The following is a 9,763-nucleotide window of genomic DNA, read 5'->3' as shown; positions in this document are numbered from 1 at the left end:
GTGGGCGTAGGCGCTGGTGATGCCGCCGCCGTGGTCGATGATGATGATGTTGCCGTAGCCGCCGTAGGGTCCGGCGTAGGTGACGGTGCCGGCGGCGGTGGCGTAGAGCGGGGTGCCGCAGGGGGCGCTGAAGTCGGCTCCGGCGTGGAGGCGGTAGTCGCCGTAGACGGGGTGGATGCGGTACCCGTACGCCTGGTAGAAGGTGTACGAGGTGATTGGTCGGGTCCACCCGGGCGCTGTCCCGCTGCCGCTGGGACGCGTGCTGCCGGCAGCGGGGGCGGACGGTGCGGGCGCTGACGCGGCAGGGCGCGACGCGGCTGCGGCTGCGGCTGCGGCGGCTGCCTGTTGGCGGGCGCGGGCTTCCGCGTCGGCTTTCGCTGCGGCAGCGGCGGCCGCAGCGCGGGCGCGGACGCCTGCTTCATAGCCCTGCTCGATGCTGAGCCGGTCATCGCGCAGCGTCGCCAGCTGGGCACGCATCGTGCTGACGTTCTCCCGCTCGCTCGCCTCCGCGGCTGCCGCGGCTTCGCTGGCGGCGACGGCGGCATCGAGGGCGTCTTGCGCGGCGTCCGCGAGCTTCGTGCGGGCGTTCTTTGCGACGCGGGCTTGGGCGGCGAGGGCGCCGGCGGTTTTCGCCGCGGTGCTCGCGCGGGCGTAGAGGCCATCGACCTGCTCGCCGATTTTGCTCGACATGCTCAACCCCTGCAGGAACGCATCTGGGTCGTCCTGTCCGAGGATCGCGCCGGCACCGAGGCCGCTGCCGCCTGGTCGGGTGAGGGCCGCGGCGACTTGCCCGACGGTGCTGCCGAGCTCTTCGGATTCCGTTGTCGCGGCAGTCGTGCTCGCGGCGAGTTTCGCGTGCGCTGCGGTGGCTTGATCGAGGTCATCCTGCGCCGACTGGTAGGTCCGACCGGCGGCGTCAGCCCGGTCGTCGGTCGCTTGCGTTTTCTCCTGCAGCTGGTCGATCAGCCCGTTCAGCGTGCTGATCTGCGCCTGCTTGCTCTGCTCGCTGCCGCGGGCGGCTTCCACCTGATCCCAGGTCGGAAAGTCTGCCGCGCGAGCCGGCGTTGGCGCCGTGAGCGGGAGCAACAGCGTGAGGGCGGCTCCCGTGAGGATGACGTTCCGGCGAAGGCGCGGGATCCTTTGCACAAGAAATGACAGAGTCAGTTTGATCCGGCGCATATTCAGATTCCCGAGTAGCTGTGCAGGCCTTTGAAGAAGACGTTCACGACGGAGAAGTTGAACATGACCGCGGCGAAGCCGATGAGCGCCAGCCACGAGGACCGTGCCCCGCGCCAGCCGCGCGTCGCACGCGCGTGGATGTACCCGGCGTAGACGACCCAGATGATGAAGGTCCAGACCTCTTTCGTGTCCCAGCCCCAGTAGCGGCCCCAGGCCCGCTCGGCCCAGATCGCACCGGCGATGAGCGTGAAGGTCCAGAGGACGAAGCCGACGAGGAGTACACGGTAGGTGAGCACCTCGAGCCGGTCGGCGTCGGGCAGCGTCTCCATGAACCGGATCTTGTTCGAGGTGGTCCGGCCCTGGTGGTAGGTCTGCACCAGCTGCGCCACCGCGAGCCCAGCGCCGAGGGCGAAGAACCCGGTGCCGGCGATGGCCACGAACACGTGGATGACGAGCCAGTACGACTCGAGCGCGGGCACGAGCGGACGGACCGGCACGTAGTAGTTCACGGTGGCGATGCCGAGCAGGATGATCGTCAGGCCGGTGATGAAGACGCCGAGGAACTTGAGGTTCTGCCAGAGCTGCACGAGCAGGAAGATCAGGATGATCAGCGCCGTGCCGGTCAGGGAGAACTCGAACATGTTCCCCCACGGCACACGGTCGGCCGCGATCCCGCGGAGGACCACCGAGCCGACGTGCAGCACGAGCGCCAGGACGGTCATCGCCATGCCGACCCGCTCGAAGCGGGTGCCACGGCGGGACGAGCCGTCGCCGTCGGAGGACTGCGCGACGCGCTCCAGGACGACGGTGCCGCCCTGGACGGTCGCGACGGTCTTCTGCTCGGCGGCGGCCTTCGGTGCCCCGGCGCCCGAGGAGGCCGCGGCGACCTCGCCGGAGCGCTTCGCCATGTCGAGGGCGAACGCGATGAACGCGACGACGTAGACCGCCATCGCGGAGTACGTCAGCACGACCGAGTAGGTCGCGAGGTTTGTGGTCATGTTCATTCTGAGCTCCTGTTGGAGATGAGCGCGAAATGTTGCCGAGCAATGTCGTCGACAGCGCGCAGGAGGTTCGGATCCTCGCCGCGGGCAAGGCCCGCATACTCGAGGTTGTATTCACCGTTCTCGGAGTCGGCTTGCCGAAGCGCCTTGATCCAGATACGCCGACGCGGGACGAACAGCGAGGTCAGCAGTCCCAGCATTGCCAGGATCGCGAACGCGCCGACGAGAACCTGTGACGGGTCACGATTGATATCCAGCGACACGTACCGCTTCACACCGTCGAAGGTGATCGACCCGGCACCGTTCGGCAGGGTCTTCGTCTGCCCGGGCTTCAGCTCGATGCTCGCCGCGTCGGACTGGCGACCGGCGATCTGCTTGAGGCCCGACGTGTCGAGCGTGTACACGCTCCGCGGCACACCGTCGTCGAGACCGAGGTCGCCGGTGTAGACCTGCAGCGTCAGGAGCGGGTTCTGCGAGTCCGGGTAGGCGCTGGTGTACGCGCCGGTCGACAGCTTCGAGGCCGTCGGGTAGAAGAACCCGACCATGCCGAGCTGGTCCGGCACGGCGTCCGGCACCTTGATGACGCCGGTCGAGGTGTAGTTCGAGTCCTCCGGCAGGAACGGCACGACGTCCTTGAACGCCACGTCGCCCTTGCCGTCGCGCACCGTCACGCCCATGGCGTAGCCGTTGCCGAGCAGGTACACGTTCGTGCCGCCGACGCTGAGCGGGTCGTTGACGCCGAGGCGGCTGGTCTTCGCCTCGCCGCCCTTCTCCCTGCTGGTCACCGTGGCGGAGTAGTCGAGGGCCTGGCCGAGGGCGTCGAGGTTCCGCTCCTCGTACTTCGTGACGAACTTGTCGAGCGTCAGGTTGTAGCCCTTCAGGTCGGTCTGCTGGAACCAGCGGCCCGGGTTGAACGAGTCGTACGAACCGAGCACGTTCGAGAAGGTCTGGCCCTCCACCAGGAGCCGCTGTCCGGTGTAGCCGAACCCGCCGCCGACGCCGACGGCGAGCAGCACGCCGACGAGGGCTGCGTGGAACACCAGGTTGCCGGTCTCGCGCAGGTAGCCGCGCTCCGCGCTCACCGAGTCGCCGAACCGCTCGACGCGGTAGCCGGAGCGCTTCAGGATCGCCATCGCGCGCGTCACGGCGTGCTCGACGGACGGGAGGCCCGTGGCTGCGTCCGTCCCACCCGCTGCGGTGGTGACCGTGTCCGGGTTCACGGCGACACTGCGGTAGCCCGCCAGACGCGTCAGGCGCGCGGGCGTCTTCGGCGGACGGGTGCGGAGGGCCTGCCAGTGGTGCTTCGTGCGGGGCACGATGCAGCCGATCAGGGACACGAAGAGGAGCAGGTAGATCGCGGAGAACCACACCGAGGTGTAGGTGTCGAAGACCTGCAGCTTGTCGAGGACCGGGAAGAGCTGCGGGTGGTCCGCCTTGTACTGCACCACGCCGTTCGGGTCCGCCGTGCGCTGCGGCACGAGGGAGCCGGGGATCGCCGCGAGGGCGAGCAGCATGAGGAGGAAGAGCGCCGTCCGCATGCTCGTGAGCTGTCGCCAGAAGAACCGGACGTACCCGATCAGGCCGAGCTTCGGCTGGTTGACCTCGCCGCCGCCGCCGCCGTCGGCCGGTCCAGCACCGTCGACGTGGTCGGAGGGCCGCATCGGGTCGGACGCGGTGCCGTTCTCGATCCGGCTGTCGTCGGTCTCAGACTGCCGGGACATAGCTCTGGATCACCGCCCCGACGCTCGACATGACGGCCGACCAGATTCCGGTGACCATGAGCAGACCGATGACGATCAGGATCGCTCCTCCGATGATGTTGACGGTGCGCATGTGGCGCTTCACGGCACGGATCGCTCCCGTGGCCCAGCCGGCGCCGAGCGCGACCAGCACGAACGGGATGCCGAGGCCGAGGCAGTACGCGACCCCGAGCCACATGCCCTGCCAGGCGCTGCCCGACTGCACGCTGAGCAGGTTGATCGCGGCGAGGGTCGGGCCGAGGCACGGGGTCCAGCCGAGGCCGAACACGATGCCGAGCAGGGGGGCGCCGAGGAGCCCGGTGGCCGGGGTCCAGCTGGGCTTGATGGTGCGCTGCAGGAACGTGAACCGGCCGACGAACACGAGGCCCATCGCGATGACCACCACGCCGAGGATCTGGGTGATGAGGTCGCGCCAGCGGACGAGCCAGAAGCCGAGCGCGCCGAAGACCGTCGTGTAGGCCACGAACACGGCCGTGAACCCGAGGATGAACAGCAGCACCCCGAGCACCACGCGGCCGCGGCGCTGCCCGCCCTCCGCGACGCCGCCGACGTAGCCGAGGTAGCCCGGCACGAGGGGCAGCACACACGGGGACAGGAACGACACGAGCCCCGCGAGCAGCGCCACCGGGAGGGCGACGAGCATCTGCCCGCTGAGGATCGCGTCGGAGAAGGGGTTGCCGCTCATGGGGTCAGGACGCCTTGAGCTCGTCGCTGACCAGGGTGTCGAGGATGCTCGTGCCGTCGACGGCGCCGAGGACGCGGGCGGCGACCCGGCCCTTGCTGTCGAGGACGATCGTCGCGGGGACGGCGTTCGGCGCGATCTGCCCGGACAGTGCGAGCTGCATGGTGCCCTTGTCCGCGTCGAGCACCGTCGGGTAGTCGACCTTGAAGGTGCGCTCGAACGCGGCGGCGGTGGCCTTCTGGTCCCGGACGTTGACGCCGATGAACTGGACGTTCTTGTCGGTGTACGCCGCATGCACCTTGTTGAGGTACTTCGCCTCGGCACGGCAGGGCGGGCAGCTGGCGTACCAGAAGTTCAGGACGACGACCTTGCCGCGCAGGGCCTTGGCCGAGATCGTCTCGCCGTCGGAGGTCGTCGCGGAGAAGTCGACCGCGTCGGTGCGCTTGTCGGCGGCGACCTCGGTCACCGCACCGTCACCGGAGATGTAGTTCTGCGTGGTCCCGTTGCCGTACTGCTTCGACAGGGAGTCGTTGCCTGAGGAGCATCCGGCGAGGACGACGGAGAGCGCGATCGCAAGTGCGACGGTTGCCCCACAACGTCTCATCAATCTGCACTCCGCTCTGAAATCGGCCGACGCGAACACGCGGGGACACCCTGTCCGAAGCTGTTCAGAATGAGGCACGTGTTGGTGAAGGCGACGGGTGCTGTGATGGTCACAGCGTCCGGCCCGCGTTGGCCCTGAGCCATGCAATGGGGTCGACAGGGGTGCTGCCACCGAGCATGACTTGCAGGTGCAGGTGCGCTCCGGTGCTGGCGCCGGTGTTGCCGACGAGGCCGACGAGTTGCCCGACGGCGACGCTCTGCCCGACGCGGAGTGGGGACGAGCCGTAGATCATATGGGCGTAAAGGGTGGAGATGGTCTGTCCGTCGATCTGGTGGTCGATGATGACGTACTGGCCGTACTCCGGGTGCGTCGCGGAGACCCGTACCGTCCCCGCGGCGACTGCGCCGATGGGGGTGCCGGCGCCGGGGGTGATGTCAGCGCCTTGGTGCATCGACGAGCATGCTGCGCACGGCGCGGTTCGGGCACCGAACGGTGAGCTGATGCGGATCTGCCCCGGGAACGGCCAGCGGATATCGCCGGCGCCGGTATTCACGATGGCACCCGACTGTGCGGGGCTCGGGGCCGTCGTCGAGGCGGTGTTGGAGCTGCTCGTGGTGGTCTTGGTGGTGATAACCGGCTTCGGAGTGGGCTTGGTGACGGTGTAACCGTCACGGTCGATGGACACGGTGACGCCCGTGGCGGTAAAACTCTGCCCCGTCGCGACCGGGTTGACTCCGGGGAGCACGGTCGCTGGTCCGGTGGAGGCCTGGGCTGGAATCGCGGCGGTAGTGAACAGAGCCAGGGCTGCCGCCGCCCCGGTGAGCGGAAGCGCAGCAAGGGCACGCGAACGCATGGTCCGCAGCGGCTCCGCCACTCTCCGAGGGGGTGCAGGGAGCGGCCGCGGGATGGCCGCGGTGCTGGAAAGGGCGGTCGCGGCCGCGCGTTCAGCGGCGAGGGCTTCCCGCCGGGTCAGGGGCGTAGGCATGGGCGTGGGGACGTTTGCACGGTGCTGCTGGGGCACTGAAAGGCTCCAAGAAACGATGGGCCGGTTGCGGCCGAAGGGTGGGACGTCGAGCGGAACTCGAAGCAGGGAAAGAGTGGGCGGCCGATCGTGGGCCGCGGCGGGGAGGGGGGACACCGCCGCGACCCACGGCCGGGGTCACATCGACGCGAGCATGTCCTTCATCTGGTTGATCTGCTCGGTCTGGCTCGACACGATCGACTTCGCCATCGCGACCGCGTCGGTGTTCTTGCCCTTGTCGACTTCGGTCCCCGCCATGTCGACGGCGCTGGTGTGGTGTTCGACCATCTGCTGCAGGAACAGCTTCCCGGCGTCCGCCGGGGAGGCGCTGTCGAGGGCGTCCATGTCGGAGTCGGACATCATTCCCGACATCGAGGAGTGGTCCATCCCGGACATGCTGGAGGCTTCGGTGGGCTCACCCCACTGCTTCAGCCAGCTGGTCAGGGACGTGATCTCCGGCCCCTGTTCCGCCTTGATCTGCTTGGCGAGGGTGACGACGTCAGCGTCCACGTCGGAGCCCTTGGCGAGGAGCATGTCGCTCATCTCAACGGCCTGCTTGTGGTGCGGCAGCATCTGTTGCGCGAACATGACGTCCTGGTCGTTGTGCGCCGACGCCGCCGACGAGGACGACGAGGAGGAGCTGTCCGATGAGCCGGCGTTGTTGGTGGAGCAGCCGGCGAGGGTGAGGCCGATGGTGAGTGCGGCGGCGGCCGCGAGGGTGCGCGTGATGGTGGTGTTCATGGATCCGTTCCCGTGAATGCGTCAGGGGTTCCGGGCAGGCGAATACCTGCCCGTGTTCTGGGCATGCAGGAGCGTCCGAAGGGAGCGCTCCCGCCGGGGATGGATCAGATACGGATGATCTGCAGCGCCGTCAGTGATGGCGGCTTGGGTGCCGCGACGCGGCGTGCGACACGGTCCCCGAGGGCGAGGAGGCGTGCGAGGACGTAGAGGACCCCGCCGTTCCGGGTGCGCAGCAGCGCCCACGCGAATAGGGCGATCGTCAGCGCGCACGCCATCCCCATCAGGGAGCACATCAGCGCGCACAGGCCGCCGTCGCAGCCGGCATCACTGAGCACGCTCATCACCGCGCCAGCCGGCGCGGCAGCGTGGGCATCGTGTCCGGCGGCGTCGCTGTGGGTGTGCTCGGCCGTCATGCTCGACGTGGCGGTCATGGGGTGATCGCCGGTGGTGGCGTGGCCGAGCATGCTGTGCATCAGGACCGTGAATCCGACCAGCAGCAGCAACGCCAGAACCGCCGTGGCCTGCAGCAGCAGGCGGCGGCGCGTGGTGTTCGCGGTGGTGAGCATGCGGATCCGTACTGATGGCTGGTCGGGGTGCGGGTTCTATGGTGCAGGACGAGCGCTGAGAGAACAACCGCCCCGTCTGGTGGGCAGGGGGTGGTTAGGCGCGCACGAGGCGGGCGATCGCGTCGGAAGCTTCCTTGAGCTTCACCGCGGCAGCGTCGCCGCCTTCGGCGACGGCGTCGGTGACGCAGTGCGCGAGGTGGTCATCCAGCAGGCCGAGCGCGACGGATTGCAGCGCCTTCGTCATCGCGGACACCTGGGTGAGGATGTCGATGCAGTACTGCTCCTCATCGACCATCCGCTGCAGGCCGCGGGCCTGCCCCTCGATGCGGCGCAACCGTTTGAGGTAGTCGTCCTTCGCGGTGATGTACCCGTGGTGGTGCTCTGCTGCGGGTGCGGTGGTGTCGGTCATGGACGCTCCTCGGGGTTCACCGTTTACGGTAGCGGCGCTCATGACGCCGTCGACCAATCGAACGGGGCCGGCGCGATCGGCGTACCGGACCCACGGGTGATGACGATCGCGATGTCCTGCTGGTCCTGCAGTTCCAAATCCGGCAGCGGCGTGGTGGTGCGGGTGCCGTTGACGAACACGGCGACGTGCCGGTCGTTCCTCCCGTCGACGTACCCGCCGACCTGCCCGTCTCGCAGGGTCACGTTCCACTCGGTGAAGAGCTGTCCGAGGGTGAACGGCTGCACCTTCGCGGACTCGACATGCACGATGCCGGAGGTGTCGTGGGTGTGGAGTGCAGACATGCCGCCCCGCTGCACGTCGACGCCGATATTCGCCGGCACCGCCACCGGCTTCGCGTCCACCGATACGGACAGATGCTGATGGGTGTGCAGCGCCGCGCCTTCCATCCCCGCCACCTCGAGCCCGGCAGCCTTTGCCCGCGCCGCCGCATCCGCGGGGGCCGGCCACGGCGGTGCCGCCGTCACCCCGGACGCTGTCGGCGCCGTGTCGTTACCGCGGGTCAGGGCGGTGACCGTGATCGTGGTGACTGCGGCGAGGACGATGACCACGGCGGCGCCCAGTAGCCACCACCGGCGGGTGCGGCTGCGCTGCTGCTCCGCTCTGCGATCAGCGGCTTTTCGCCGCGCCTCTTCTCGCCGATCAGTCTTGGTCGCCATCACGTCCTCTTTCCGGTTGCCGGTTCGGCGGATCGGGAACACATCCGCTCGACCGGCGTTACACTCGCTACGGTACCCCCCTAGGGTACCTGACGACTTTGGACGACGAAGGGATCACCACGATGAGCGAGCAGCTGACGAACACGTACGGCATTACGGGCATGACGTGCGGGCACTGCGTGATGAGTGTCAACGAGGAACTCGTCGCCGTGCCGGGCGTCACGGACGTGACGATCGACCTCAACGTTGGCGGTGTCTCCACCGCTCGGGTGACCAGCACTCGCGACCTGCCGCAGGAGGAAGTCTCCGCCGCTGTGGAGGAGGCCGGCTACACGTTGGTCGCATCATGACCACGACCAGCACCCCGGCGGTTGAGCTGACGATCGAGGGGATGACGTGCGCGTCGTGCGCGAACCGGATCGAGCGGAAGCTGAACAAGCTGCCCGGCGTGACCGCGAGCGTGAACTACGCCACCGAAAGCGCCTCCGTCACGTTGCCTGCGGACCTCGCTGTCGACGACGCGATCCGCACCGTTGAAGCGGCCGGGTACGGTGCGCACCTGCCCGAACCGCCCGGTGCGGACACCGACGAGCTCGCGCCGCTGCGGCGGCGCCTGATCGTGTCCACGGTGCTCGCCGTGCCGGTGGTGGCGCTGTCGATGGTCCCGGTACTGCAGTTCCCGGGATGGCAGTGGGCCGTTCTGGTGCTGGCGCTGCCGGTCGCTGTGTGGGGTGCGTGGCCGTTCCATCGTGCTGCCGCGATCAACGCCCGGCATGGGGCCGCGACGATGGACACCCTCGTCAGCGTCGGCGTCGCCGCCGCGACCGTGTGGTCCGTCTGGGCGCTCGTGTTCGGCGGCGCCGGGCACATCGGGATGCAGATGGCGTTCTCCTGGTTCCCACACCCGGGCGCGGCTCCGGAGCCGTACTTCGAAGTCGCCGCCGCGGTGACGGTGTTCCTCCTCGCCGGCCGATACTTCGAGGCCCGCGCGAAGGACCGCTCCGGCGCCGCCCTGCAGGCGCTCCTCGCCTTGGGTGCACCGACTGCCCGGGTGCTCCGAGACGGTGTCGAAACTGAGGTGCCG

The 9,763-nt window shown here is 68.7% G+C and carries 12 protein-coding genes; 2 read left to right on the top strand and 10 right to left on the bottom strand.

The annotated features are described in order from the left end of the window. The 10 genes from DEJ00_RS18035 to DEJ00_RS17990 form a co-directional block, all read right to left on the bottom strand. A partial coding sequence (locus tag DEJ00_RS18035) for a peptidoglycan DD-metalloendopeptidase family protein (protein WP_146248016.1) occupies positions 1 to 1,179 on the bottom strand: 1,179 nt, incomplete at its 3' end. A 2-nt stretch (positions 1,180 to 1,181) separates the two neighbouring features. After that, on the bottom strand, positions 1,182 to 2,177 hold the full coding sequence (ccsB, locus tag DEJ00_RS18030; RefSeq protein WP_375537599.1) for a c-type cytochrome biogenesis protein CcsB: 996 nt from the start codon (positions 2,175 to 2,177) through the stop codon (positions 1,182 to 1,184). 2 nt (positions 2,178 to 2,179) lie between these two features. Next, positions 2,180 to 3,841, bottom strand: a complete 1,662-nt coding sequence (locus DEJ00_RS18025) for a cytochrome c biogenesis protein ResB (RefSeq protein WP_375537600.1) — start codon at positions 3,839 to 3,841, stop codon at positions 2,180 to 2,182. Between the two features lie 43 nt (positions 3,842 to 3,884). Further along, positions 3,885 to 4,625, bottom strand: coding sequence for a cytochrome c biogenesis CcdA family protein (locus DEJ00_RS18020; RefSeq protein WP_111058311.1), 741 nt, complete (start codon positions 4,623 to 4,625; stop codon positions 3,885 to 3,887). A 4-nt stretch (positions 4,626 to 4,629) separates the two neighbouring features. Then, the gene (locus tag DEJ00_RS18015) at positions 4,630 to 5,226 is read right to left on the bottom strand and encodes a TlpA disulfide reductase family protein (RefSeq protein WP_111058309.1); all 597 of its coding nucleotides are present in this window, start codon (positions 5,224 to 5,226) and stop codon (positions 4,630 to 4,632) included. 109 nt (positions 5,227 to 5,335) lie between these two features. Next, positions 5,336 to 6,079: a M23 family metallopeptidase gene (locus DEJ00_RS18010; protein ID WP_181440232.1), complete on the bottom strand. Its 744-nt coding sequence runs from the start codon at positions 6,077 to 6,079 to the stop codon at positions 5,336 to 5,338. Between the two features lie 306 nt (positions 6,080 to 6,385). Then, entirely contained in the window at positions 6,386 to 6,988 is a 603-nt protein-coding gene (locus DEJ00_RS18005; protein ID WP_111058305.1) for a DUF305 domain-containing protein, read from the bottom strand. Positions 6,989 to 7,092: 104 nt separating this feature from the next. Continuing rightward, complete coding sequence (locus tag DEJ00_RS18000; protein ID WP_111058304.1) at positions 7,093 to 7,554, bottom strand: hypothetical protein; 462 nt, start codon at positions 7,552 to 7,554, stop codon at positions 7,093 to 7,095. 94 nt (positions 7,555 to 7,648) lie between these two features. Beyond that, on the bottom strand, positions 7,649 to 7,963 hold the full coding sequence (locus tag DEJ00_RS17995) for a metal-sensitive transcriptional regulator (RefSeq protein WP_056120637.1): 315 nt from the start codon (positions 7,961 to 7,963) through the stop codon (positions 7,649 to 7,651). Between the two features lie 38 nt (positions 7,964 to 8,001). Next, entirely contained in the window at positions 8,002 to 8,679 is a 678-nt protein-coding gene (locus DEJ00_RS17990) for a hypothetical protein (RefSeq protein ID WP_146248015.1), read from the bottom strand. Positions 8,680 to 8,801: 122 nt separating this feature from the next. Here DEJ00_RS17990 and DEJ00_RS17985 point away from each other — a divergent pair, with 122 nt between their 5' ends. Further along, positions 8,802 to 9,029, top strand: coding sequence for a heavy-metal-associated domain-containing protein (locus DEJ00_RS17985; RefSeq protein WP_111058318.1), 228 nt, complete (start codon positions 8,802 to 8,804; stop codon positions 9,027 to 9,029). Further along, the coding region (locus DEJ00_RS17980) for a cation transporter (protein WP_220038897.1) at positions 9,026 to 9,763 on the top strand (738 nt) is incomplete at its 3' end. The genes DEJ00_RS17985 and DEJ00_RS17980, both read left to right, overlap by 4 nt.

Source organism: Curtobacterium sp. MCLR17_039 (genome assembly GCF_003234745.1).
Taxonomy (GTDB): domain Bacteria; phylum Actinomycetota; class Actinomycetes; order Actinomycetales; family Microbacteriaceae; genus Curtobacterium; species Curtobacterium flaccumfaciens.
The sequence above is the reverse complement of the archived record's forward strand: the minus strand, read 5'-3'. Positions and strand labels throughout refer to the sequence as shown.

Coding starts and splice junctions, on each gene's coding strand:
- ccsB (WP_375537599.1), bottom strand. CDS start 2,177: ATGACCACAAACCTCGCGACCTACTCGGTCGTGCTGACGTACTCCGCG.
- DEJ00_RS18025 (WP_375537600.1), bottom strand. CDS start 3,841: ATGCGGCCCTCCGACCACGTCGACGGTGCTGGACCGGCCGACGGCGGC.
- DEJ00_RS18020 (WP_111058311.1), bottom strand. CDS start 4,625: ATGAGCGGCAACCCCTTCTCCGACGCGATCCTCAGCGGGCAGATGCTC.
- DEJ00_RS18015 (WP_111058309.1), bottom strand. CDS start 5,226: ATGAGACGTTGTGGGGCAACCGTCGCACTTGCGATCGCGCTCTCCGTC.
- DEJ00_RS18010 (WP_181440232.1), bottom strand. CDS start 6,079: ATGCGTTCGCGTGCCCTTGCTGCGCTTCCGCTCACCGGGGCGGCGGCA.
- DEJ00_RS18005 (WP_111058305.1), bottom strand. CDS start 6,988: ATGAACACCACCATCACGCGCACCCTCGCGGCCGCCGCCGCACTCACC.
- DEJ00_RS18000 (WP_111058304.1), bottom strand. CDS start 7,554: ATGCTCACCACCGCGAACACCACGCGCCGCCGCCTGCTGCTGCAGGCC.
- DEJ00_RS17995 (WP_056120637.1), bottom strand. CDS start 7,963: ATGACCGACACCACCGCACCCGCAGCAGAGCACCACCACGGGTACATC.
- DEJ00_RS17990 (WP_146248015.1), bottom strand. CDS start 8,679: ATGGCGACCAAGACTGATCGGCGAGAAGAGGCGCGGCGAAAAGCCGCT.
- DEJ00_RS17985 (WP_111058318.1), top strand. CDS start 8,802: ATGAGCGAGCAGCTGACGAACACGTACGGCATTACGGGCATGACGTGC.